Below are 23,189 nucleotides of genomic sequence, written 5' to 3'. Positions count from 1 at the left end.
CTTTTCGTGAGGTTTCCGTCATGCTCAAAAATGGTTGTGCGATGTCTCATGTTTGACGAAACGATCAGCAAGGTCTGATCAAAGCGGAAAACCGGTGTCGATGCAAAGCACAAATGTCGTGGCGGCGGTTTGCGTGACCGGCGGGGAACCCACTTTACGTTAACGGGAAATTCAGGTTTCCTGGCTAGTATTGTTCGATCGAGAGGCAGCCGATGACCATGTTGTACGACGTCTACCAGACCCAGGAAGACATGATGGGGCCGTTCCGGTTCGCCGCGCGGAGCCTGGCGCCGATGGTTGATTTGCTCAGCCCGCCGCGTGCGTTCGGCACGGTGGCGCGGGAGATGCGGGCGGCGCTGGAGATTTTCGGCCATAGCGGGATCATGCACAAGCGGCCGGATTTCGGCATTGCCTCGGTCCGGATGGGCAATCGGGACGTGCCGATCATCGAGGAGGTTGCGCACGCGACACCGTTTGGCAATTTGCTGCATTTTCGCAAGGATAGCGACCGTGTGCAGCCGCGGGTGCTGATTGCAGCGCCGCTGTCCGGGCATTTCGCGACGTTGTTGCGCAACACGGTCGAGGTGCTGTTGCAGGATCATGACGTGTATATCACGGACTGGAACAATGCGCGGGACATTCCGCTCAGTGCCGGGCAGTTCGGGTTTGATGATTACGTCGATCACATCATGAGTTTCATGCGCGAGATCGGGCCGGGCGGGCATGTGGTTGCGGTGTGCCAGCCGGCCGTGGCGGTGCTTGCGGCGACGGCGCTGATGGCGGAGGCCGATGATGCGGCGACGCCGCGCACGATGACGCTGATGGGCGGGCCGATCGATACGCGGCGCAATCCATCGAAGGTGAATGCGCTGGCCAAGACGCGCGATATTGCATGGTTCCGCAAGACTCTGATCGCCACCGTGCCGGCGCGTTATGCGGGGGCGGGGCGTGCGGTGTATCCGGGGTTCATGCAATTGGCCTCGTTCGTGTCGATGAATCTGGACCGGCATATCGGGGCGCATCTGCGTCAGTTCCGCTCGATCGTGACCGAGGATGGCGTGAGCGAGACGGCGCATCGGAAGTTTTATGACGAGTATCAGTCGGTGATGGATCTGACGGCCGAGTTCTATCTGGAAACCGTCGAGCGGGTGTTCCAGCGGCATGACCTGCCGACTGGCCGCCTGGTTTGGCGTGGCCAGGCGGTGAAGCCGGAGGCGATAAGCAAGACGTTTCTGTTCACGGTCGAAGGTGAGCGCGATGACATCTGCCCGCCGGGCCAGTCGGTCGCGGCGCTGGATTTATGTTCGGGACTGAAGACGGCGCGCAAGCGTAATTATTTGCAGTTGGGCGTCGGGCATTACGGGGTGTTCAGCGGGTCGCGCTGGGCGAACGAGATTTATCCGCAGTTGCGCGAGATTATTGCTTTGAACAATTGAGGGTGATGGGAAGGAAGACGTCTTTTTTGTAAAAAAGAAGCAAAAAACTTTTTGACTCGGGGGCACGGGCGTTTTCACCGGCGCGGGCCCAAATTAAAGAAGTTTTTTTTGCTTCTTTTTTGTTTACAAAAAAGAAGACCTTCCTTCCTTTCAACTCGCCTGAACCAGCAGCAGGGACCAGCTGACCATGACCGAATCCAGTCCGCAACCATTGGCAGCGCCGCGCATGGTTTCACCGGCGGGGGCGGTGCCGTTGATCGGGCAGCCGGGGGTTTTGTTCATTGATGTGCGCGAGGCCAGCGAGTTGGCGCAGACTGGGACGATCCTGGGGGCGTTGCATGTGCCGCGCGGATCGATCGGGCAGCGTGCCGATCCGCAGAATCCGGATCGTGATGAGGCGCTGGTGGCGGCGCGGCATCTGGTGGTGTTTTGTGCGGTCGGGATGCGTGCGACGCTGGCGGCTCAGACGCTGATGGCGCTGGGATATCGCGATATCACGTGCGTCGTCGAAGGTGGATTTGCGGCGATGCAGCAGGCAGGCGCGCCGACCGCGTAAATCTCGCGGGCCAAACCACCCATGCCCCAGATTCAAAAAGTTTTTTGCTTCTTTTTTCCAAAAAAGAAGTGCTGTCTTCCCCTGCGCCCGACATCCGCAGTTCAGGCACCTTGTGTGGTGTCGCCGCGGCCGCGTGACAGCATGACGTAGAGTCCGGCGGCGATGATGCCGCCGATGAACAGCGAGAAGGTTTTCAATTCGCCGGGGACGAAGCCGGTGCCGATGGCGATCAGGCTGGCGATGATGACGGATTTGACCGCGACCGGGTTGAAGCCGTTGCTGTACCAATAGGTATCGCCGGGGCGGTCGCTGAACAGGGCGGGGACGTCGATTTTCTGGGCTTTCACCAGGTAGAAATCGGCGAGCAGGATGCCGTAGAGCGGACCGATCGCAGCGGCGAGCAGATCGACCGTGTAGTGGATGGCGGCGGGGTTGTTGAACAGGTTCCACGGCATCAGGAAGACCGAGCCGACGGCTGCGATCATGCCGCCCATGCGGAAGCTGATCCGGCGGGGGGCGCAGTTCGAAAAATCGAAGGCGGGCGAGACGAAGTTCGCGACGATATTGATGCCGATGGTGGCGGTGACGAAGGTGAAGGCACCGAGCAGGGCGGCGGTGGTGTTGCCGATTTTGCCGACGGTGATGACCGGATCGGTGATCATGTGGCCGAACACCGGGATGGTACCGGAGACGACGACGACGGTGACGATGGAGAACAGCAGGAAATTGACTGGCAGGCCCCAGAAATTACCTTTGCGGACATCGGCGTTGCTGCCGCAGTAACGGGCGAAATCGGCGAAGTTCAGCGTGGGGCCCGCGAAGTAGCCGGCGACCAGGGCGATGGCCAGGATCATCTGCCAGAGAATGGCGCCGCCGTGGAGCGGGGTGGCGGCGAGGTTGAAGCTGATGTGGGCGATGCCGGCTTGCGACACGATCCATAGGGCGAGGGCGAACATGACGGCGTAGACGGCGGGGCCGGCCCAGTCGATGAAGCGTTTGATGCTTTCCATGCCCTGCCAGAACACGATGGCCTGGAGCGACCAGACGAGGAGGAAGCTGATCCAGCCGAGTTCCGACAGGCCGAGGATGCTGGTTTTTTCGAGGGCGGCGCTGGCGGGATCGAATTTCAGGATCAGGATGTTGAGGGCGCCGGATGCGAGGTAGGTTTGGATACCGTACCAGACGACGGCGATGGCGCCGCGTATGACCGCGGCGATGTTGGCGCCGAACACGCCGAACGAGACGCGGGCGACCACGGCGTAGGGCACGGCTGCCTGCTGGCCCATTTTACCGAGCAGATTGGCGAAGACCTGCACGATGGAGATGCCGATCAGCAGGCTGATCAGGACTTGCCAGCCGGTGAGGCCGGAGGCGAAGAGGCTGGCGGCGAAGACGTAGCCGCCGACGCTGTGGACGTCTGCCATCCAGAACGCGAAAATGTTGTACCAGGTCCAGCTTTGCGATTTTCCTGGCGCGACATTGGACCCGATCCGCGCGAGGGGGGCGAGATCGTCGTTATAGAGCCGATCGGAGTAGGGTGCGGCGACCGAGCCGCCGTTGGGGCCGGCGTTGGGGCCGGCGATGGGCGTGGCGATGGTGAAATCACTCATGGCAGGCTCCTGTCAGGTTGGAAGTCGGAGCCGTCGCGCTGTTGTTTCCCCTAGACCTGGGTGCCGTTCCGGCTTGTCTGGTCTGTTCGTTCTGAGCATATTCGCGGGATCGTCGCCGCGTTGTCAACAAAAATCAGGTTGATTGTGAACAATATTGGGGTTCTGAACGTCGATGCCGAGGCGGCCGCTGGATGGAGCGCCGGTTTGGCGCCGCGCGCGATCAGCGGATTGACCGAGGCGGAGACTGCGATTTTTATCGCCGTGCGTGGCGCGATCGTGGAGCAGCGGTTGCTGCCGGGGACCAGGCTGATCGAGGAAGAACTCGCAGCGATCTATCAGGCGAGCCGCATGCGCATCCGGCGGGTGTTGCTGGCGCTGGCGCATGAGGGGGTGATCGACCTGCCGCCCGGGCGGGGCGCCACGGTGGCGTGCCCGACGCCGGATGAGGCGCGGTCGGTGTTTCAGGCGCGCCGGTTGATCGAGGTCGGCATGGTCGAGGCGCAGGTGGGGCCGATCGCGCCGGCGTTGGCCGGGGTGTTGCGCGCGTGCTGCGATGCCGAGACCGAAGCCGGGCTTGTGCGGGATCGGGCCCGGATGATTGCCGCTTCCGGGCGGTTTCACGTGGAATTGACCCGCGGCCTGGGAAATTCCGTGCTGGTCGAGATTGTTTCGAACCTGGTCGGCCGGTCGTCGCTGATCATTGCGTTGTTCCAGCGCCATCCGGCGCTGTGCTGCCGGATGGATGACCATCAACGATTGCTCGATGCGCTGGTGGCGGGCCGGGTGAAGGCGGCGGCGGGGTTGATGCGCGCGCATCTCGCCGCGATCGAGGCGGGGCTGGATGTGGCGATGACGCCGACGGAAACGAGCGATTTACGGTTTGTCCTGGGGCGGCCCGACGCCGGATAAGGTGGGGTTCTGGCTCCAAGTTCCGCCTTATGAAACCCGTGTCCAGGAATTGCCATGGCGCTGATGACGCGGTATGGACAAAACCGTTAAAAGACGTCCAGTCTGCATAATCGCCCAGTCCAAGACCGAATTCAAAATAGGGGGAACCATGACCGATCAAATCGACGAACAGGCCGCTGCACGCGCTGCGCGCCATCTGCCACGCCGCGCCGTGATGAACGGGGTTTCGCTAGCTGGTGCTGCCGCGCTGATCGCGGCCGGCACGCGCGGCGCCCAGGCGGCAACGGCGGCACCGTTTCCGACGCATCCGCGCTGGAAATTCGTGTTCGTGAACCACGTCACGACCAATCCGTTCTTCGTGCCGACGCAATACGGCATCCACGATGCCTGTGCGCTGCTCGGCTGCGAGTATCAGTGGACCGGATCGCAGACCTCGAACGTGTCGCACATGGTGAACGCGATGAATGTCGCGATTGCCGGCAAGGCGGATGCGATCGCGGTGCCGATTGTCGACCCGACGGCGTTCAATGCGCCGACCAACAAGGCGCTGGCGGCCGGGATTCCGGTGTTTGCGTATAATGCCGATGCGCCGGCGACATCGGGCAACAAGCGGCTCGCCTATATCGGGCAGGATCTGTTCAAATCCGGCTATCAGATGGGCGAAAAAATCGTCAAGCTGGTGGGATCGGGCGATGTCGCGCTGTTCATTGCAACGCCGGGGCAGTTGAACATTCAGCCGCGCATCGATGGTGCGGCCGCCGCGATCAAGAAGCTCGGCAAGGGCATCACCTATCAGGAGATCACCACCGGGCCGACGGTGAACGAGGAATTGACCAAGATCAAGGCGTATTACCTCGGGCATCAATCGGTCAAAGGGATGTTCGCGGTCGATGCGGGCAGCACCCAGGGCGTGGGTGAAGTGATGCAGCAGTTCGGCCTGGCCAAGAAGGGCGTGCATGGCGGCGGGTTTGATCTGTTGCCCAAAACGCTTGATCTGATCAACGAAGGGCATCTGGATTTCACGATCGATCAGCAGCCTTACCTTCAGGGTTTTTATACCGTGATGGAAATGTTCATGTACAAGGCGTCCGGCGGGCTGGTCGGGCCGGCCGATGTGAATACGGGGCTTAAGTTCATCGATAAGAGCTCGGTCAAGCCGTATCTCGATACCAAGACACGCTATGAGGGTAATTCGTCGAAAGCCGCGATCGTGCCGCGGAGCGGCGCGATTGCCGGCTGAGTAAGGACGGCGAGGGGCTCTGCCTCGCCGGTTCCGCTGATCTGGCCTGGGTCACTTTCCCCTTGCCTGAAACGAATGGATTTCAAAGGCTCCGCCTTTAACGGGGGTCCAGGGGAAAGAGCCCCCTGGCCTTCTTCCTACCCCGCCTAACCCCGCATCGGTCAGGAGTTGTCATGAGTGCAACTACACTTTCATTCCGGCAACGCGGCACCAAGCTGCTGGCTCTGCGTGAGGCCAGTATTGTCGTTGTCGCGTTGGTCCTGGTTATCTACTTCTCTGTGGTCAATGCCAATTTTCTGACCGGGCCCAATCTGCAGACCTTGTCGCAGTTCATTGCGCCGTCGGCGATCATTGCGTGTGGCGAGATCATGCTGTTGATCTGTGGCGAGATCGATCTTTCGGTCGGGCAGATTTTCGCGCTGGCGCCGTTCATCATGGCGTTCACCGACCATGCCGGGCTCGGGATGTTCGTGGGCTTCGTGTTTGCGATGATCGTCTCGGCGTTGGTGGGTTTGATCAACGGGGCGATTACGGTGTTGCTGAAAGTGCCGAGTTTCGTGACGACGCTGGGTACGCTGTTTTTGATCAACGGATTTACCCTTACGGTTTCGAAAGGGTATCCGATCAACACGCCTGGCGGGCAGACGATGGCGAATATTTTTGGCGCTGCCGGGTATAACGAATTTCTCTGGGCGATTCTGATCGTGGTGATCATGCATATGGTGCTGCGCCATCGGCGGTGGGGGCTGCATACGATTGCGGTGGGCGGCAATCTGACCGGCGCGACCGAGGCGGGGATCAATGCCGCGCGCATCAAGATCGGTAATTTCATGCTGACCAGTATGCTCGGTGGGATCACGGGTATTCTCGAGGCGTTCCGGATCGGCTCGACCGATCCGCTGGCCGGCGGCACCAACATCATGTTCCTGGCGGTCGCTTCGGGGGTGATCGGCGGTACGTCGCTGGCGGGCGGGTCGGGCACGATCATCGGCGGGTTGATCGGGGCTACGGTGCTGGGCGTGTTGCAGGACGGGTTCACCTTGCAGGGCATCAATGCTTTCACATTCGATATGATTATCGGTGCTGCGATCCTCATTGCGATGATTGCGAACATTCATGTCGGGCGGTTGAACCGCGGAGGACGGTCATGAGCACGGAGGCGCTGCGGGCGGCGGACATCACCAAGAATTTCGGCAATATATCGGCATTGTCGGGGATTTCGCTGCATGTGAACAAGGGTGAGGTGCTCGGCATTCTGGGTGACAACGGCGCCGGCAAATCGACGCTGATGAAGATCATCACTGGCTATCACAAGCCGAGTTCGGGGCAGATGTTCATCAATGGCGAGGCGGTGACGCTGACCTCGGTGGATCATGCGCGGAGCCTGGGGATCGAGTGCGTTTATCAGGATCTGGCGCTGGTGAATACGTTGCCGATCTATCACAATATGTTTTTGAACCGTGAACTGCGCAACCGGTTCGGCATGCTCGATCATGGGGCGATGCGCAAACGCGCGGCGGCGGCGCTCGATGATATCGGGGTACAGGTGCCATCGGTCGATGATGAGGTGGCGATGCTGTCGGGTGGGCAGCGCCAGGCGATCGCGATTGCGCGGGCGGTGTATTCGAACGCGAAAATACTGTTGCTCGATGAACCGTTAGCGGCGATGGGCGCGCGCGAGGCGGGGTTGATCATCGATCTGATCCAACGCCAGCAGGCGCGCGGCGATATTTCGATCATCATGATCATGCATAATTATGCTCAGACTTTGGAAATCGCGGATCGTATCATGATGATGCAGCGCGGTACCGTGACCTTCGAGGGCAATGCCAGGGACACCTCGGTCGAGGCCTTGCTCGACATCGTCCGGCGGGAATACCGCGCGATGCGCGCGGCAGCACAGTGAGAGTGGTATGACGGAAATTCAGAACGCGATTTATCCCAGCCTGCGTGGCCGCGCGGTGTTCATCACCGGTGGTGGCGGTGGCATCGGCGCTTCGCTGGTTCGGCATTTTGCTGAACAGCACTGCAAAGTTGTATTCGTCGACATCGATCAGGCGGGCGGCGAGGCGGTGGTGCGGGATGTCGCCGGCGATCATCCGGCGCCGCTGTTCATTCAGTGTGATTTGCGCGATATCGCGGCACTCAAGGCGGCAATTGCCAAAGGTCGTGACGCTGTCGGCGATTTCACCGTGTTAGTGAACAACGCGGCGCATGACGAACGCCACGATACGATGGCCGTGACGCCGGAATACTGGGACGAACGGCTGGCGGTTAATCTGCGGCATCAGTTTTTCGCAGCCCAGGCGATCATTCCGATGATGCAGGCCGCGGGCGGCGGCGCGATCGTGAATTTCGGGTCGACCAGTTGGCACCTGAGCCAGGGCGGCATGCCGGCCTATGTGACGGCGAAAGCGGGCATCGAGGCGCTGACCCGCAGCCTCGCGCGTGATTACGGGCCTGACGGCATTCGGGCGAATTGCATTCTGCCAGGCTGGATCATGACGAAACGCCAGATCGAGAAATGGCTGACGCCGGAGGGGGAGGCCGACCTGCTCAAGCGCCAGTGCCTGAAGGAAAAGCTGGCACCGGCCGATTGTGCGCGGATGGCGCTGTGGCTGGCCGCCGATGACAGCCGGTTGATCACCGCGCATAATTTCTACGTCGATGCCGGAGCGGTCTGAGCCGGCCGGCACGGCGCGATGATCGGCGTCGATTGGGGGACCACATCGCTGCGCGCGTGGCGGCTCGACCAGGATGGTGCGGTGCGCGACAGGCGTGCCACGGCGCAGGGCATCATGGCGATAACGGACCGTCAGTTCGAGCCGGTGCTGCGTGACATTGTGGGTGACTGGCTGGCGGACGGCGAACGCCGGGTGCTGTTATGCGGCATGATCGGCAGCCGGCAGGGCTGGCATGAGGTGGCCTATCTGCCGTGCCCGGCCGGGATCGATGAGATTGCGGCGCGGCTGACCCCGGTTGCTTTCGCGGGGGCGGCGGTTCGGATTGTTCCCGGTCTCGCCACGATCGATGAAAACGGCGTCGCCGATGTCATGCGCGGCGAGGAGACCCAGATTCTGGGTGCCGCTGCATGTGATGGCACGGCGCGCGTGATCTGCCTGCCGGGCACCCATTCGAAATGGGCGGTGGTGTCGGCCGGGCGGATCGAGCGGTTCAGCACCTATATGACCGGTGAGATGTTCGCGGCCCTGGCTGAGCATACGATTCTGGCGCGCACCATCGTGGCGGGGCCGATCGACCCGGTGGCATTCACCGCCGGCGTGGCACGTGCCACGGAGGCGGGCGGGTTGCTGCATCATGCGTTCGGCGTGCGCACCCAGGTGCTGCGCCAGGGCATGACCGAGGCGGCGGCTTATGCCTATCTGTCCGGGCTGATGATCGGGCATGAGTTGAACGCGGCGCTGGATGGCGTTGCAACGCCGGTGGCTGTGGTCGGCGCGAGCACGCTGGCGGCGCTGTATGTGACGGCGATTGCTTCGCGCGGCGGGGTGGCGATTGCGGTGGATGAGGCCGCAAGTGCCGCCGGGCTGGCACGATTGGGAGAGCGCGCATCATGGACTTGAAATCGTGCCTCGCTGCATCGCCGTTGATCGCGATTTTGCGCGGGGTGACGCCGGACGAGGTCGGGGCGATCGGTGATGTGCTGGTCGCCGCGGGGGTGGGGGTGATCGAGGTTCCACTCAACTCGCCCGATCCGTTGGAAAGCATCGGCCGCCTCGCGCGGCGGTTCGGGGCGAGCACGCTGATCGGCGCGGGGACGGTGATGACGCCGGCGGATGTCGCCGCGGTGGCCGATGCGGGCGGGCGGATCATTATCACGCCGCACGCCGATCCGGCGATCGTGGCGGCGGCGAAGGCGCATAATCTTCAGGCTGCACCAGGGTTTTTTACACCGGCCGAAGCGTTTGCGCTGCTGGCGGCGGGGGCGGATGCGCTGAAGCTGTTTCCCGCCGAAGCAGGCAGCCCGGCAATGCTGCGGGCGATCCGCGCGGTGCTGCCGGCGGGCACCCTGGTGCTGCCGGTGGGCGGGATCGCGCCGGATAACATGGCGCCCTGGCTCGCGGCGGGTGCGGCCGGGTTCGGCATCGGCGGATCACTGTATCAGCGTGGCGATACGCCGGCGCAGGTGGCGGCGAAGGCGGCGCGGTTTACCGCGGTGCTGGCAGCGCCGAACTGATCGTCACGTCAAACGCCTGCCGCGGGTCAGAGGCGGGACGTGTCGTGGCTGGATTGTTTCCGTTCGCTGTAGCGGTCGACCAGATAGGGGGCGCGGTCGCGCAGCAGCAGGGTGAAGCGGATGAGTTCTTCCATCACGTCGACCAGGCGGTCGTAGTAGGGCGAGGCGAGCATGCGGCCGGCTTCGTCGAATTGTTCGTAGGCCTTGGCGACGCTCGATTGGTTGGGGATGGTGACCATGCGCATCCAGCGGCCGAGCAGGCGGAGCGTGTTGACAGCGTTGAAGCTTTGCGAACCGCCGGACACCTGCATGACGGCGAGAACGCGGCCCTGGGTGGGGCGGACGGCGCCGAGTTCGAGCGGAATCCAGTCGATCTGGTTTTTGATGACACCGGTGATCGCGCCGTGTAGCTCCGGGCTGCACCAGACCTGCGCTTCCGACCAGATCGACAGGTTGCGCAATTCCTGGACTTTGGGGTGATCGGCCGTGGTGGTGTTGGTGACCGGCAGGTCGCGCGGGTCGAAGATGCGGGTTTCGGCACCCATGAGGTCGAGCAGCCGGGCGGCTTCCTCGGTCAGCAGGCGCGAATAGGAGCGGGTGCGCAGCGAGCCGTACAGCAGCAGGACGCGCGGTTTATGGGTGGCGCGCGTGGCGGGCTCCAGGCGGGAGAGGTCGGGTGGGGCAAGCAGGTCAGGCTGCAGGGCGGGCATGTCATCCATGGGCGGTCGATCCCACGATCGGCAGCCACAGGGCAAGGGCTGCGAGGGTCGCGATCAGGACCGGCGGGGTGATCAGCAGGCCGATTTTCATATACTGGCCCCAGGTGATGGTGGTGCCCTTTTGCGCCAGCACGTGCAGCCAGAGCAGGGTGGCGAGGCTGCCGATCGGGGTGAATTTCGGCCCGAGGTCGCAGCCGATGATGTTGGCGTAGACCATGGCATCATGGATCGGCGGGGCGACGTTGGGCAGGTGTTCGATGGCCAGCGCGCCGACCAGAACGCTCGGCATGTTGTTCATGATCGATGACAGGAGTGCGGCGAGAATCCCGGTACCGAGCGCGGCAGCCCAGATGCCGTGGGACGCGAACAGTTTGAGCGCGGCGGCGATGTGGTTGGTCAGCCCGGCGTTGCGCAGACCGTAGACCACCAGATACATCCCGAGGCTGAAGATGACGACTTGCCAGGGTGCGCCTTGCAGAATGCGCCGAATGTCGATGATCGGCCCGCCGGTGGTGAACAGGCGCGCGGCGATGGCGAGCAGCAGCAGAGCCGCGATGATGGTGACGAAGGAGACCGGAATGCCGAGCGGTGCGGTGATGAAATAAGCCGCCAGCAGGATCAGCAGGATCGGCCAGGCGGCGCGGAACACCACCCTGTCGCGGATGGCGGTTTTGGGGATATCGAGCGCTGCGACGGCGTAGTTTCGGTCGACCGTGCGGCGGTAGAGCAGGCCGAGTACGGCGAGGGTGGCGAGCAGGGCGACGATGTCGATCGGGATCATCACCACGGCGTAGCGGTTAAAGCCGATGTGAAAGACATTGGCGCTGACGATGTTGACCAGATTGGAAATCACCAGCGGCAGGCTGGTGGTATCGGCGACGAAACCGGTCGCGATGATGAAGGCGAAGGCGGCGGCCGGCGGGAATTCGAGGCTGAGCAGAATCGCCATCACGATCGGGGTGAGCAGCAGGGCGGCGCCGTCGTTGGCGAAGACCGCGGCGATGGCCGCACCGAGCAGGACGATCAGCGGCAGCAGAATGCGCCCCCGCCCACGGCCCCAGCGCGCGACATGCAGCGCGGCCCAGCGAAACAGCCCGGCCTCATCGAGCAGGAGGGAAATGATGATCAGGGCGATGAAGGTGAAGGTCGCGTTCCAGACGATGTGCCAGACCGTGGGGATGTTGCGCCAGTGGATGATGCCGAGCGCCAGATCGACGATCGCGCCGGCCATGGCGCTCCAGCCGATGCCGAGGCCGCGGGGTTGCCAGATGACCAGGGTCAGGGTGGCGATAAAGATCGCGAGAGCAATCATGGGGAACCTGAAGTAAAGAAGGCTTCTTTCTTGCAAGAAAGAAGCAAAGAACTTTTATTGGTTTAGGTTAGGAGGGGTTTTACTGTTTCGGAGGGGCGGCAGAGTTTTACGGTTTCGGCCGTGACCACGATGGGGCGGTTGATCAGGATGGGGTGTGCCATCATCGCGTCGAGCATTGCATCGTCGGTCAGGGATTCATCATCGAGGCCGAGTTGGGCGTAAGGCGTGCCCTTTTCGCGCAGCAGGGCGCGGACCGGAATGCCCATGCGGGCGATCAGGCCAGTCAGTTCCGCGCGGCTGGGTGGGGTTTTCAGATATTCGATGATGGTCGGCTCGATCCCGGCCGCGCGGATCAAATCGAGCACGTTGCGCGAAGTGCCGCAGGTCGGGTTGTGATAGATGGTGATGTTCATGCCGATTGTGCCTGGTTGAGATTGGTTTGGGGTGGTGCGCACGGGGTGCACGCAACGGCGCCCTGGCCGCAGCAGTTTTGCACCAGAAAGCCGATGAAGTCGTTCATTGCGGTGAAATCGGCCGCGTAAATCACGTGACGGCTGGCGCGGCGCTGGGTGACCAGCCCGGCACGCAGCAGCGCCTGGATATGGAAAGTGAGCGACGAGGCCGCGAGGCCGAGCCGCGCGGCAATCTCCCCCGCAGCCACGCCAGGCGGACCGGCTTCGACCAGCAGGCGATAGGCGGCGAGACGGTGCTCATGCGCCAGGGCGGCGAGGGCGGTGACCATCCAATGAGGGTCGGGTTGGTTTGATGTTTCCATGATTATCGAAATGAGGAAATATCGGGGTGGGGCGGGGCTGTCAAGGCAAGGTTTGACGGGGAGGGAGTCTTCTTTTTTGTGAACAAAAAAGAAGCAAAAAAAACTTTGTTAATTTGGGCCCGTGCCGTTGAAAACGCCCGTACCCCAGAGTCAAAAAGTTTTTTGCTTCTTTTTTACAAAAAAGAAGTCCTTTTTATACTTGGCTCTTCGCTTGGCTGTTTCACGAATACCGCCGATACCCACCCGCCGCGCTCATGATGCAAGCGGTGCTGCTGCAATCGTGCTCGGTCGCGAGGGTGATGTCGGCCTGGTAGCCGCGGGTGATGAGTTCCTGGTCGGAGCGTGCGCAAGGTGGCGCGGGCGGTTTCGGATTCGGCGTCGAGCGGCAGGTCGAGCGCATCGATGATGGCGCCCGCGCCGAGCCAGTCTTCGATGGCGGGGCGGATGGTGTGGTCGGCCCAGCGCTCGCCGGCGGGGATGATGCCGATGGCGCCGCCGTTCGCGATGGTTTGTGCGGCGCGGGCGGTGGCGGTGGCGTTGCGCAGGCATCCGGCCAGAATGGGGGTTGTGCCGGCTGCGAGCGTGATGGTGGCGCCGTTGGGCGGTGGCAGGAGGAGTTTGGTGCCGGGTTCAATGGTTTGCAGGCTGTGCGGCGAGAGCGAGTAGCCGCCGCTTTGTGAGCGGCGGGCGGCGCAGAGGGCGCCGGCCTGGCTTGCGGCTTCGGCGGCGCTTGTTGCATCGCCATGGGGGAACGGGATGATGGTGGCGCCGCGTGCGACCGCGATATCGACGGCGGTGCAGAAGGATAGGACATCGATGATGATGAGAACCGCGACATCGGGTTTAAGGGCGAGGAGGCCGTGGTGGCCCCATTCGGTGAACACGCGGGGCTTATCCATTGAGCGGTCCGCTATCCCAGCGTCTGGCGATACATTTCGCCGAAATAGAGGGTGAGTAGTCCGCAAAACGCGGCGGTATGCAATAGTCGGTTTTTGGAGACCGTAAGAACCACGGCGGCAGGAACGATGAAATAGGCGACCTCGAATGCGGCGAACGAAAATCGTGCATGCTCGATCGCCATTTCGATCCAGGTGACGGCGGCGTTGGCGACGATCAGATGGCCGATATAGAGCAGCCAGAAACGACGTGAGATGCTGTCATAATAGGTGCGTAGATCGATGCCGGCATCTCCGATCGCGTCGGGCAGCGTGGTCGCCGCCATCAGGAACAACAGGACGGCGCCGGTCAGGACGAGCAGGAACATTCCGAATGTCAGTTTGCCGGCAATTTGCGCGCCGCCGAACCAGGTCCACCATTGAGTGACGATTTCGACGAAGACGGTCAGGGCCGCCAATGGGGCCAGCCAGTCCCATTTTACCGTCGCCTTCGCGAGCAGCAGCCGGTTGAGGCTGATGCAGAGATCGGCGATGGCGAGGGCGAGGACGATGGCCGCGAACGAAATCAGGTAATCAAATTGGCGCATCCGGGGTTCCAGTTCTGGCCGATCGATCCGTTTCCGTTTAGATAGTGGAAGGGGTCCAAGCAACGGCTTGGTGGAGGTCGGGGAAGCTCAAGCCGCTTCCGCTATAAAACGCGGGGCTAAGCAGATTGTTGGGCGAGCGGCGGCCGGTTACATAAGGGGTAGGGTTGCGGCGGTTTCTGTGCGGGTTTGGGTCCGGGACGTCGGTAGAGCGATGGGCTTCGCATGGGCTCTGCCCATCCTTACTATATCTGAAAGGTGTTGTGCGTGAGTTCAGGATTTCCGCAACTTACTGCTTCGGCCCGAATGGGAGAGACGGGTGTTCAAATCGTCTCACAAATTATTAATAGTTTTGGCTGGATTTTTCGAAGAAACCATCAGGAAACGGATTTCGGCATCGACGGCCACGTGGAAGTTGTTTCTGATGACGGGTTCCTAACAGGACAGATTTTTGCAGTACAGATAAAATATGGCAAATCTTTTTTTAAAAGTAAAAATAGATGGGGCTACATATATCGCGGTGAAGAAAAACATTTCAATTATATATTTAATTATCCATGTCCAGTTTTTATCATAATCTGTAATCCCGATAGCCAAAAATCATTTTGGTCCGTATTTGAACCTAATAAGACTCAGAAAGCGGGGCTAAGCTGGACATTAACGATTGACTTCGAAAACAATTTCGGTCATGCAAAAGAAACAATAAAAACTATACTTCCACCGATATCTAATGGACTTAATTTATTAGACGAATATTGGAATGAAAATCATCTCATTATCAATTCTGACTATATTTATCTAATAATTGACAGGAGTGATATTGAAAACTTAAATATAGATCAAATTCCAGAATTCTTTAAACGACTTAAAGCAACTAAGGAGCTTGCTTATCACTGTTTGGGGCGTATTGAAATCGGATTCCACGGATATGATGAAGATAGCAGAGAGTTATATGAAATTGAACAGTTCCGAAAATATATATCTGCCGTTGTTCCACTCTTACCGGAATTTTTCTTTTTTGTCCGCACTAATGAGCCAAATTTCACCCTGAAGGTTTTCTTTGCTTCGCTTTGTAATTTAGAAAGAGTAATACACGATAGATCAACCGGACTGAAAAATATCATAATCGAGGCAAAATTTCCAGAAATTGAAAATTTCATGGTAGAAAAATTTCAGGGCCTAAATAACATTTCAGAATGGCTTGGTTTGTCAGAAGATGAAAATTATAAAATATCTAGATCAGTTGCGAAATGCATCTTGCCGGAATCTCCAGGGCAAGTTCAGACTGAATAAATATAATCACTTTTAATGCTACCATCGACTGTGCGAAGCGCCGACTTTCGGAGATCCGAAAATTGCGGATTCCAAAGGCTCCGCCTTTGGCGGGGTCGAGGGGCAGAGCCCCTCGCCTTGCTTGCCTTACTTCCCGAGCGATTGGGCAATTTCTTCGGTCATTTTCTTCGCATCACCAAACAGCATCATCGTGTTGTCGCGGAAGAACAACTCGTTATCCACGCCGGCGTAGCCTGAGGCCATGCTGCGTTTTACGAAGAGGACGGTTTTGGCTTTGTCGACTTCCAGGATGGGCATGCCATAGATCGGCGAGGCCGAATTGGTTTTGGCGGCGGGGTTGGTGACGTCGTTGGCGCCGATGACGTAGACGACGTCGGCGGTGGAGAATTCGTTGTTGATGGTTTCGAGTTCGAAGACTTCATCGTAGGGGACGTTGGCTTCGGCGAGGAGGACGTTCATGTGGCCGGGCATGCGGCCGGCGACGGGGTGGATGGCGTATTTGACTTCGACGCCTTCGGCCTTGAGCAGGTCGGCCATTTCGCGGACGGCGTGCTGGGCCTGGGCGACGGCCATGCCGTAGCCGGGGACGATGATGACTTTCGAGGCGTTGGACATGATGAAGGCGGCGTCTTCGGCGGAGCCGGATTTGACGGTTTTGTCACCCATGGTGGCGGCGGGGCCGCCAGCACCTGAATCGGTGCCGAAGCCGCCGAGCAGGACGTTGATGATCGAGCGGTTCATGCCTTTGCACATGATGTAGGACAGGATGGCACCCGAGGAGCCGACCAGCGCGCCGGTGATGATGAGGGCGTAGTTGCTGATGGTGAAGCCGATGCCGGCGGCGGCCCAGCCGGAGTAGGAGTTCAGCATCGAAACGACGACGGGCATGTCGGCGCCGCCGATTGGGATGATCAGTAGGAAGCCCAGCGCGAGGGCGGCGAGGGCGATCAGCCAGAACAGGGTCTGAGAGCCGCCGGAGGCGACGAAGGCGATGACCAGGACCAGGATCAGGATGCCGATCGCAAGGTTGAGGTAGTGCTGGCCCTTGAAGGTGATCGGCGTGCCTTTCATCAGGGCCTGGAGTTTGGCGAAGGCGATGATCGAGCCGGTGAAGGTAACGGCGCCGATGGCGAGGCCGATCGACATTTCGATCAGGCTTTCGAGGCGGAGGTGGCCGGGGGTGCCGATGCCGAAGCTTTGTGGCGCATTGAGTGCGGCGGCGGCGACGAACACGGCGGCGAGGCCGACCAGGGAGTGGAAGGCGGCGACGAGTTGGGGCAACGCCGTCATCTGGATGCGTTTGGCGACGACCGCGCCCACCGTGCCGCCGATGGCGACGGCGACGATGATCAGCCCGACGCCGCCGAGCATCATGCCGGGATGGGCGAGGGTGGCCAGGATGGCGATGACCATGCCGGCCATACCGAGCTGGTTGCCGCGGCGGGAGGTGACGGGGCTCGACAATCCGCGCAGCGCGAGGATGAACAGGACGGCCGAGACGATGTAGGCGAGCGTGATGCCCGGATCGGATGCGTAATTCATGATTCTGGGCGCCCTTACTTGGTCTTTTTACGGAACATCGACAACATGCGCGCGGTGACCATGAAGCCGCCGAAAATATTCACCGACACCAGCATGATGGCGAGGAAGCCGAAGGCATGGGCCGCGAAATCGCCGTGGAGGCCGGCGGCGAGCATGGCGCCGACGATGATGACCGAGGAGATGGCGTTGGTGACGGCCATCAGCGGCGAGTGGAGCGCGGGGGTGACGCTCCAGATCACGTAATAGCCGACGAACACCGCCATCACGAAGACGGCGAACAGGTCGATCAGCGGGGCGCCGTGGGGGCCGCGCGCGGCTTCCTGTGCGGCGAAGCCGGCGGCGTTCTGCGCGAGGATGGACGCTTTATGGGCGAGGGCGGCGGCCTGGCCTGCGAGTTCGGCGGGGGTCATTCGGGGCTCCTAAGGGAAGGGAAGACTTCTTTTTTGTAAAAAAGAAGCAAAAAACTTTTGTTTGTCTGGGTCACGGGTGGTTTCACCTGCTTGGTCTCATGGAATAAAGTTTTTTTGCTTCTTTTTTTTCAAAAAAAGAAGTGCTTGCTTCCTTATGCTGCCGCCTGCTGCACAAAATTCGGGTGAACGATGGCACCGCCCCGGGTCAGCAGCACGCCTTTGACGATGTCGTCCTCGGGCGGGAGTTTCGGGGTTTTGCTGTCCTTGTCCCAGAAATTGGTCAGGAAGGTGAGCAGGTTGCGGGCGTAGAGCGTGCTGGCGGCGACGCCGATGCGGGCGGGCCAATTGCGATAGCCGAGCACGACCACGCCGTTATCGGTGACGATGCGTTCGCCGGGCACGGTGGCGCCGCAATTGCCGCCGGCGTCCGCCGCGATATCGACGATGACGCTGCCCATGCGCATGGCGGCGACGGCTTCCGAGGTCACGATGATCGGGGCTTTGCGGCCCATGACCAGGGCGGTGCAGATGACGATGTCGTTTTTCGCGACGGTTTCGGCGATCAGGGCGGCTTGTTTGGCGCGGAACTCGGCGCTCATTTCCTTGGCATAGGCGCCGGTCTGGGCTTTGCTTTCCTCGTCTTCGACGCCGATGAAGGTCGCACCGAGGGATTTGATCTCTTCCTTGGCGGCGGGCCGGACATCGGTGGCCGAGACGATGGCGCCAAGGCGGCGGGCGGTGGCGATGGCCTGGAGGCCGGCGACGCCGGCGCCGACCACGAAGACGCGGGCTGGCGGCACGGTGCCGGCGGCCGTCATCATCATGGCGAAGCCGCGCGGGAAGGCCTCCGCACCCTCGATCACGGCGCGGTAGCCGGCGAGGTTGGCCTGGGAGGAGAGCACGTCCATCGACTGGGCGCGGGTGATGCGGGGGAGTAGTTCCATCGAGCAGGCATCGATGCCGGCGGCGGCGTAGGTTTGCGCCAGGGACGGATTGCCGGCCGCACCGAGCGTGCCGATCAGCAGGGCGCCGCGCGGGATCATCGCGAGGGTGGCGTCGTCGGGCGCCTGGACGGTGAGGACGACGCCGGCACCCGCGAGGGCGGTTGCGGCATCGGCGACAATTTCGGCGCCAGCATCGCGCAGCGCGGCATCGGAGATGGCGGCGGATTCACCGGCTCCAGCCTCGATGACGACCTGGATGCCCAGGGCCGTGAGTTTCTTGACCGAATCGGGCACCGCGGCGACGCGGGTTTCCCCCGGCAGGCGCTCTTTCAATACCGCTAGACGCATCAGTTCCATCCCTTCGTGCAGCGCATGCAATCGAATATTATGTTGGCCAGCCCCATCGCAAGCGACATAAATGCCACGAGGACGCCGCTTGCCTTGAACTCTCGCACCATGCGCGGGGTGCGATGTCAAGCGTGGCTGGCGCGATGCAGTACGGCCAGGGGTGAACCCCTGGCCGTGCGCTTCGCAAGTCGGTCGGTTTGGTAGCGCTGCGGATCAGCCGGTGCGGCTGGCGCTGCGGTTGCCTTCGCTGCGGCCGCGGGCTGGTGCGGCGTGCGAGCGCTGCTGCGGCCGGCTGTGGCCGGTCTTCGGTGCGCCGCCGCTACGATTCTGGCCACCACCGCCGTTGCGGCCTTGGTTGTTGGCGCGGTTGAGGTGCGGCGGGACCACGCCGCGGGCGGGCACGGCGCCGCCGGGGATCAGCTGCTTGCCGATCAGGCGTTCGATGTCGCGCAGATAGGTAAGCTCGGCGGGTTCGACGAAGGACACCGCGATGCCATCGGTGCCGGCGCGGGCGGTACGGCCGATGCGGTGGACGTAGGATTCCGGAATGTTCGGCAGTTCGAAATTCACCACATGGGAGATGCCATCGACATCGATGCCGCGGGCGGCGATGTCGGTCGCGACCAGAACCTTGATGCGGCCCTGGCGGAACTGATCGAGCGCGCGTTCGCGCTGGCTCTGGCTCTTGTTGCCGTGGATCGCGGAGGCGCCGATATTCGCCGCTTCGAGATGGCGGCAGACCTTGTCGGCGCCGTGCTTGGTGCGGGTGAACACGATGGCGCGTTCGACACCAGGTTCCTTCATCAGGGTGACCAGCGCGTCTTTTTTGGCTTCGCCGGACAGCAGCATGACCCGTTGGTCGATCCGGTCGATCGGCTTGGATTCGACGCTGACCGAGACCTCGCGGGGGTTGCGCAGGAATTCGGCGGCGAGTGCGCGGATCGGCTTGGGCATGGTGGCGCTGAACATCACCGCCTGGCGGCGGGACGGCAGCATCGACATGATTTTGCGGATCGCGGGCATGAAGCCGAGGTCGAGCATCTGGTCGGCCTCATCGAGCACGATCATTTCGGTGCCATCGAGGCGGATGGCGCCGGTGGAGACATGGTCGAGCAGGCGGCCGGGGGTGGCGACCAGCAGATCGACGCCGGGCATCATCTGGCGGGCCTGCGGGCCGGGCTTGGCACCGCCGATCACGACGGCGACGCTCGGGCGGATGAATTTGCCGTAGACGCGTGCGGCATCCGCGATCTGGGTGGCCAGTTCACGGGTGGGGGCGAGGATCAGGGTACGGCAACCGCGCGCGCCGGGGTTGGTGCGTTGCTCGACCAGGCGGTGCAGGATCGGCAGCACAAAAGCGGCGGTCTTGCCGGTGCCGGTCTGGGCGATGCCGACGAGGTCGTGGCCTTCCAGAATGATCGGGATCGATTGGGCCTGGATCGGGGTCGGGGTGGTGTAGGATTCGGCCGTGACGGCGCGAATGACGGGCTCGGCGAGGCCGAGGTCGGTAAAAAGGGTCAAGGAAAATGCTTTCATGGTCCCGCCCCCGGCATGGGGGCGTGACATATAGGTTTAAGGAAGCATGCGTAGAACAGCTGCCCGGTGAAGCGCGCGAGGCTTGGTTTTACCTGCCGCCAACCTGGGATGGGGCACCATTGCGGGCGCCGCGCATCCAGTGAACATTGCCGGCGACGAAACCGCCGCGTCTACGAGCATTGTTCTGTTGCACCGCACATACAAGCTCGGTCGGGGGATTGGCAAGGGTAATCGTGCGCGATTGGGGCAGGGCTGGTGCGCTGGTGCGCCGGGAGTCGCTCTGATCACCGACCGATCGACGTCAGTGCCGGCCGCCCCAGCCACCACGATCGCCGCCGCCCCAGCCGCCGCGGTCACCATCACCCCAGCCGCCGCCCCAACCGCCGCCCCATCCGCCGCCAAGAAACAGGCCGCCGGTCACGACCGGTGCGGGTGCCACATAGGCAGGTGCGGCATAGCCGCCGCCGTAACCGCCGCCGTACCCGTAGCCATAGGTACTGGGGTAGTAGACACAACCCGAAAGACCAATGGCCGCACTGCCAAGTGCGATCATGACCAAGGTTTTGCGCAGTATCGGTTTCATTGGAACACCTCATTGAACACTGGCTGCTATATAGGTGCGCGCTTGTGGCAAGGATGAGGCGGAATGGGACCAAAATTGTAACGTGCGGCAATGTTTCGCCTTGATGCTGCCGCGATCCGGTCCCTATTAGGCCGCAGCCGACGCCGTTTATAAGTCCTGTTCAACACGGCCGCCCCACGGAGACATGCCATGCGACCCAGTTTTCGTTTTGCCCCATTTCGTGTCGCCCCGTTTCGGGTGGTATTGGCGCTGACCACGGCGATCGGGACGGTTTTGCAAGGCATGCCGCTGGCGCAGGCGCAGGATGCCGCCACCGCAACGCCGCCCGAGCGGGTCGGTCAGATCGCGCTGGTGCAAGGGTCGGTTTCGTTCGACAGCGCGGGGGCCAGCCAGTGGAGTGCTGCGGCGCTGAATTATCCGGTGACCAGCGGCGATGCGCTGTATACCCAGCCGGGGGCGGAGGCGGCGGTCGCAATCGACTGGAGCCGGATGACGCTGAACGAGGCGACCGAGTTGCAGGTGACCACGATCGGGCCGCAGGTGGTCGATGCCGCGCTGTCGCAGGGCGAGGTTTATGTCGACGTGCGGAACCTGGCACCGGGGGCGCGCTATGCGATCACGACGCCGCGCGGCACCGTGACGATTGCGCGGGACGGGCAGTATGACATTGTCGCGGGTGATCAGACCGCGCCGACCACGGTGACCGTGATCAGCGGGGCGGCGCAGTTGCAGGGGCAGAACGTGTCGCTGGATATCGCGCCGGGTGAGACCGCGACCTTGCAGGGCGCCGATCCGGTGACGGCGGCGTTGGGGGCGGGGCAGCGCGACCCGTTCGTGGTGCGGCTGCTCGCGGTGCGGTATGCGCCGGCGCCTGCCTATGTGCCGCCGGTGGTCAATCAGATGACCGGCGGGTATCAGCTCGCGCAATACGGATCATGGTCGCAGACGCCGCAATATGGCGCGGTGTGGTATCCGCGCGTCGCATCGAGCTGGGTGCCGTATCGCGAGGGGCATTGGGCCTATGTGGCACCCTGGGGCTGGACCTGGGTGGATAACGATCCGTGGGGGTTCGCGCCGTTCCATTACGGGCGCTGGGTGCAGTATGGCGGGCGGTGGGGCTGGGCGCCGGCGCCGGTGGCTTATGACGCGCCGGCCTATTATCAGCCGGTGTATGCGCCGGCGACGGTGAGTTTTTTCAATGTCGGGACGGGTGTGGCGATCGGGGTGGGGATTACCGCCGCGGCGTTTGCGGTCGGTTCGATCGGGTGGGTGCCGCTGGGGCCGGATGAGCCGTACCGGCCGTGGTATCATTGCCCGCCGCGTTATGTGCAGCGGGTGAACTACTACAACATCCGCAATCCGAATCATTTCACGGATATTCATAATACCACGATCATCAACAATTACGGGCCGGCGCGGTTGATCAATCGGGGGGCGGCGACGGTGTTGCCGGCCGATGCGATGCGGCGGGGTGATCCGGTGGGGCGGTTCGGGCGGCCGGCGCCGGGGGCGGTGTTGGCGGCGGCTCGGCCGGTGCCGCCGCCGGGATTCCGCGGGCCGGTGGCGCATCCGGGTGGGCCGGGGTTCGGAAAATTGCCGGGCGCGCCGGGGGCGATGATCCATCGCATCGCGGCACAGGCACCACGGCCGGCGCCGTTCGCTGCGTCACGCGGGTTGCCGGTGGCGCGGCCTGCGCCGATCCGCCCGGAGGCGATCCGGCCGCAGATCCATGTGATGCCGCGTGGCCCGAATGTGCGGCCCGGCGTTATGCCTCAGGTGGCGCATCCGATGCCGGCGGCGATCGGGCGGCCGATGCAGCCGGGCGGGATGGTTCATATGAACACGCCGCAGGCACCCCGGCCGCCGGTTGGGCCTGCGCGACCCGGGGCAGTGCGGCCGCCGCAGATGCAGCCGCAGATCAGGACTCCCCAGGTGAGGCCGCAGTATCATCCGCCAGTGCAGCAGGCGCGGCCGCAGCCGCAGCAGTTTCATCCCGCACCTCGGCCACAGCAGTTTCACCCGCCGGTGCAGCAGGCACGGCCGGTTGCACGGGCACCGCAATACCATCCGCCGGCGCAGCAGTTTCATCCGGCACCGCGTCCGCCCGCTCGGCCGGCGCCTCGTCCTGCGCCGGGGCATCCGGATCAGCAGCATCCGTGAGGGCTTCTTTTTTGTAAAAAAGCAGCAAAGAACTTTTGTTTGTTTGGGTTATGGGCGGTTTGGTCGGTGGGGGCTGGTTGGTTGATGATTGCCCTATCAGGGGTGGGGTTGCGCGTGGTACGATCGGCTCATGCAAGA

The 23,189-nt window shown here is 62.2% G+C and carries 23 protein-coding genes; 11 read left to right on the top strand and 12 right to left on the bottom strand.

Annotation, left to right across the window (positions count from 1 at the left end):
- Positions 1-218: 218 nt before the first annotated feature.
- Both BW994_RS15525 and BW994_RS15520 read left to right on the top strand, forming a co-directional pair.
- Complete coding sequence (locus tag BW994_RS15525; protein ID WP_029312739.1) at positions 219-1,436, top strand: polyhydroxyalkanoate depolymerase; 1,218 nt, start codon at positions 219-221, stop codon at positions 1,434-1,436.
- Between the two features lie 187 nt (positions 1,437-1,623).
- Positions 1,624-1,992 (top strand): rhodanese-like domain-containing protein, encoded by a 369-nt coding sequence (locus BW994_RS15520; RefSeq protein ID WP_029312740.1) that lies wholly within the window; start codon positions 1,624-1,626, stop codon positions 1,990-1,992.
- Positions 1,993-2,093: 101 nt separating this feature from the next.
- On the opposite strand, the gene BW994_RS15515 is transcribed toward BW994_RS15520, so the two are convergent.
- Complete coding sequence (locus BW994_RS15515) at positions 2,094-3,602, bottom strand: NCS1 family nucleobase:cation symporter-1 (RefSeq protein ID WP_081849148.1); 1,509 nt, start codon at positions 3,600-3,602, stop codon at positions 2,094-2,096.
- A 144-nt stretch (positions 3,603-3,746) separates the two neighbouring features.
- Between BW994_RS15515 and BW994_RS15510 the strand changes: the two genes are divergently transcribed.
- From BW994_RS15510 to BW994_RS15480, 7 genes are all read left to right on the top strand, one after another.
- Positions 3,747-4,511 carry a GntR family transcriptional regulator gene (locus tag BW994_RS15510; protein ID WP_162176810.1) on the top strand — a complete coding sequence of 255 codons (765 nt, stop codon included), beginning with the start codon at positions 3,747-3,749 and terminating at the stop codon, positions 4,509-4,511.
- A 148-nt stretch (positions 4,512-4,659) separates the two neighbouring features.
- Positions 4,660-5,751, top strand: a complete 1,092-nt coding sequence (locus BW994_RS15505) for a sugar ABC transporter substrate-binding protein (RefSeq protein WP_029312743.1) — start codon at positions 4,660-4,662, stop codon at positions 5,749-5,751.
- Between the two features lie 173 nt (positions 5,752-5,924).
- Positions 5,925-6,902: an ABC transporter permease gene (locus tag BW994_RS15500; protein ID WP_029312744.1), complete on the top strand. Its 978-nt coding sequence runs from the start codon at positions 5,925-5,927 to the stop codon at positions 6,900-6,902.
- A complete protein-coding gene (locus BW994_RS15495; RefSeq protein ID WP_029312745.1) occupies positions 6,899-7,657 on the top strand; it encodes an ATP-binding cassette domain-containing protein in 759 nt (252 codons plus the stop codon). The genes BW994_RS15500 and BW994_RS15495 overlap by 4 nt, the downstream gene beginning before the upstream one ends.
- A 7-nt stretch (positions 7,658-7,664) precedes the next feature.
- Positions 7,665-8,435, top strand: coding sequence for an SDR family NAD(P)-dependent oxidoreductase (locus tag BW994_RS15490; protein ID WP_029312746.1), 771 nt, complete (start codon positions 7,665-7,667; stop codon positions 8,433-8,435).
- A gap of 18 nt (positions 8,436-8,453) precedes the next feature.
- On the top strand, positions 8,454-9,335 hold the full coding sequence (locus tag BW994_RS15485) for a 2-dehydro-3-deoxygalactonokinase (RefSeq protein ID WP_029312747.1): 882 nt from the start codon (positions 8,454-8,456) through the stop codon (positions 9,333-9,335).
- Complete coding sequence (locus BW994_RS15480) at positions 9,326-9,949, top strand: 2-dehydro-3-deoxy-6-phosphogalactonate aldolase (protein ID WP_029312748.1); 624 nt, start codon at positions 9,326-9,328, stop codon at positions 9,947-9,949. The genes BW994_RS15485 and BW994_RS15480 overlap by 10 nt, the downstream gene beginning before the upstream one ends.
- Positions 9,950-9,975: 26 nt before the next feature.
- On the opposite strand, the gene arsH is transcribed toward BW994_RS15480, so the two are convergent.
- From arsH to BW994_RS15450, 6 genes are all read right to left on the bottom strand, one after another.
- Complete coding sequence (arsH, locus tag BW994_RS15475) at positions 9,976-10,668, bottom strand: arsenical resistance protein ArsH (RefSeq protein WP_029312749.1); 693 nt, start codon at positions 10,666-10,668, stop codon at positions 9,976-9,978.
- Positions 10,661-11,980, bottom strand: coding sequence for an arsenic transporter (locus BW994_RS15470; RefSeq protein WP_029312750.1), 1,320 nt, complete (start codon positions 11,978-11,980; stop codon positions 10,661-10,663). Before BW994_RS15470 ends, arsH begins: the two co-directional genes overlap by 8 nt.
- A gap of 62 nt (positions 11,981-12,042) precedes the next feature.
- Positions 12,043-12,393, bottom strand: a complete 351-nt coding sequence (gene arsC / locus BW994_RS15465) for an arsenate reductase (glutaredoxin) (RefSeq protein ID WP_029312751.1) — start codon at positions 12,391-12,393, stop codon at positions 12,043-12,045.
- Positions 12,390-12,755, bottom strand: a complete 366-nt coding sequence (locus BW994_RS15460; RefSeq protein ID WP_029312752.1) for an ArsR/SmtB family transcription factor — start codon at positions 12,753-12,755, stop codon at positions 12,390-12,392. The genes arsC and BW994_RS15460 overlap by 4 nt, the downstream gene beginning before the upstream one ends.
- A gap of 173 nt (positions 12,756-12,928) precedes the next feature.
- Entirely contained in the window at positions 12,929-13,654 is a 726-nt protein-coding gene (locus BW994_RS15455) for a 2-phosphosulfolactate phosphatase (RefSeq protein ID WP_051657471.1), read from the bottom strand.
- Positions 13,655-13,665: 11 nt separating this feature from the next.
- A complete protein-coding gene (locus BW994_RS15450; RefSeq protein WP_051657472.1) occupies positions 13,666-14,238 on the bottom strand; it encodes a hypothetical protein in 573 nt (190 codons plus the stop codon).
- Positions 14,239-14,502: 264 nt separating this feature from the next.
- Between BW994_RS15450 and BW994_RS15445 the strand changes: the two genes are divergently transcribed.
- Positions 14,503-15,528 carry a DUF4365 domain-containing protein gene (locus tag BW994_RS15445; RefSeq protein WP_211252794.1) on the top strand — a complete coding sequence of 342 codons (1,026 nt, stop codon included), beginning with the start codon at positions 14,503-14,505 and terminating at the stop codon, positions 15,526-15,528.
- Positions 15,529-15,654: 126 nt separating this feature from the next.
- Here the strand turns inward: BW994_RS15445 and BW994_RS15440 are convergent, their stop codons facing one another.
- The 5 genes from BW994_RS15440 to BW994_RS15420 form a co-directional block, all read right to left on the bottom strand.
- Positions 15,655-17,070, bottom strand: a complete 1,416-nt coding sequence (locus BW994_RS15440) for an NAD(P)(+) transhydrogenase (Re/Si-specific) subunit beta (RefSeq protein ID WP_029312754.1) — start codon at positions 17,068-17,070, stop codon at positions 15,655-15,657.
- Positions 17,071-17,084: 14 nt separating this feature from the next.
- Positions 17,085-17,480 (bottom strand): NAD(P) transhydrogenase subunit alpha, encoded by a 396-nt coding sequence (locus tag BW994_RS15435; RefSeq protein WP_029312755.1) that lies wholly within the window; start codon positions 17,478-17,480, stop codon positions 17,085-17,087.
- A 152-nt stretch (positions 17,481-17,632) separates the two neighbouring features.
- Positions 17,633-18,772, bottom strand: a complete 1,140-nt coding sequence (locus BW994_RS15430) for a Re/Si-specific NAD(P)(+) transhydrogenase subunit alpha (protein ID WP_175612127.1) — start codon at positions 18,770-18,772, stop codon at positions 17,633-17,635.
- A gap of 213 nt (positions 18,773-18,985) precedes the next feature.
- Positions 18,986-20,293, bottom strand: coding sequence for a DEAD/DEAH box helicase (locus tag BW994_RS15425; RefSeq protein WP_051657483.1), 1,308 nt, complete (start codon positions 20,291-20,293; stop codon positions 18,986-18,988).
- Between the two features lie 316 nt (positions 20,294-20,609).
- Complete coding sequence (locus tag BW994_RS15420) at positions 20,610-20,891, bottom strand: hypothetical protein (RefSeq protein ID WP_051657473.1); 282 nt, start codon at positions 20,889-20,891, stop codon at positions 20,610-20,612.
- 189 nt (positions 20,892-21,080) lie between these two features.
- Between BW994_RS15420 and BW994_RS15415 the strand changes: the two genes are divergently transcribed.
- Positions 21,081-23,051 (top strand): FecR family protein, encoded by a 1,971-nt coding sequence (locus BW994_RS15415; RefSeq protein WP_081849151.1) that lies wholly within the window; start codon positions 21,081-21,083, stop codon positions 23,049-23,051.
- Positions 23,052-23,189 lie beyond the last annotated feature (138 nt).

Origin of the sequence: Acidiphilium rubrum (assembly GCF_900156265.1) — a bacterium.
Classification (GTDB): Bacteria; Pseudomonadota; Alphaproteobacteria; order Acetobacterales; family Acetobacteraceae; genus Acidiphilium; species Acidiphilium rubrum.
This window is presented reverse-complemented; position numbering and strand designations above follow the sequence as displayed.

Excerpts from the sequence above, each read along its gene's own strand:
- BW994_RS15525 (WP_029312739.1), top strand. The coding sequence starts at position 219 with ATGTTGTACGACGTCTACCAGACCCAGGAAGACATGATGGGGCCGTTC.
- BW994_RS15520 (WP_029312740.1), top strand. The coding sequence starts at position 1,624 with ATGACCGAATCCAGTCCGCAACCATTGGCAGCGCCGCGCATGGTTTCA.
- BW994_RS15515 (WP_081849148.1), bottom strand. The coding sequence starts at position 3,602 with ATGAGTGATTTCACCATCGCCACGCCCATCGCCGGCCCCAACGCCGGC.
- BW994_RS15505 (WP_029312743.1), top strand. The coding sequence starts at position 4,660 with ATGACCGATCAAATCGACGAACAGGCCGCTGCACGCGCTGCGCGCCAT.
- BW994_RS15500 (WP_029312744.1), top strand. The coding sequence starts at position 5,925 with ATGAGTGCAACTACACTTTCATTCCGGCAACGCGGCACCAAGCTGCTG.
- BW994_RS15495 (WP_029312745.1), top strand. The coding sequence starts at position 6,899 with ATGAGCACGGAGGCGCTGCGGGCGGCGGACATCACCAAGAATTTCGGC.
- BW994_RS15490 (WP_029312746.1), top strand. The coding sequence starts at position 7,665 with ATGACGGAAATTCAGAACGCGATTTATCCCAGCCTGCGTGGCCGCGCG.
- BW994_RS15485 (WP_029312747.1), top strand. The coding sequence starts at position 8,454 with ATGATCGGCGTCGATTGGGGGACCACATCGCTGCGCGCGTGGCGGCTC.
- BW994_RS15480 (WP_029312748.1), top strand. The coding sequence starts at position 9,326 with ATGGACTTGAAATCGTGCCTCGCTGCATCGCCGTTGATCGCGATTTTG.
- arsH (WP_029312749.1), bottom strand. The coding sequence starts at position 10,668 with ATGGATGACATGCCCGCCCTGCAGCCTGACCTGCTTGCCCCACCCGAC.
- BW994_RS15470 (WP_029312750.1), bottom strand. The coding sequence starts at position 11,980 with ATGATTGCTCTCGCGATCTTTATCGCCACCCTGACCCTGGTCATCTGG.
- arsC (WP_029312751.1), bottom strand. The coding sequence starts at position 12,393 with ATGAACATCACCATCTATCACAACCCGACCTGCGGCACTTCGCGCAAC.
- BW994_RS15460 (WP_029312752.1), bottom strand. The coding sequence starts at position 12,755 with ATGGAAACATCAAACCAACCCGACCCTCATTGGATGGTCACCGCCCTC.
- BW994_RS15455 (WP_051657471.1), bottom strand. The coding sequence starts at position 13,654 with ATGGATAAGCCCCGCGTGTTCACCGAATGGGGCCACCACGGCCTCCTC.
- BW994_RS15450 (WP_051657472.1), bottom strand. The coding sequence starts at position 14,238 with ATGCGCCAATTTGATTACCTGATTTCGTTCGCGGCCATCGTCCTCGCC.
- BW994_RS15440 (WP_029312754.1), bottom strand. The coding sequence starts at position 17,070 with ATGAATTACGCATCCGATCCGGGCATCACGCTCGCCTACATCGTCTCG.
- BW994_RS15435 (WP_029312755.1), bottom strand. The coding sequence starts at position 17,480 with ATGACCCCCGCCGAACTCGCAGGCCAGGCCGCCGCCCTCGCCCATAAA.
- BW994_RS15430 (WP_175612127.1), bottom strand. The coding sequence starts at position 18,772 with ATGCGTCTAGCGGTATTGAAAGAGCGCCTGCCGGGGGAAACCCGCGTC.
- BW994_RS15420 (WP_051657473.1), bottom strand. The coding sequence starts at position 20,891 with ATGAAACCGATACTGCGCAAAACCTTGGTCATGATCGCACTTGGCAGT.
- BW994_RS15415 (WP_081849151.1), top strand. The coding sequence starts at position 21,081 with ATGCGACCCAGTTTTCGTTTTGCCCCATTTCGTGTCGCCCCGTTTCGG.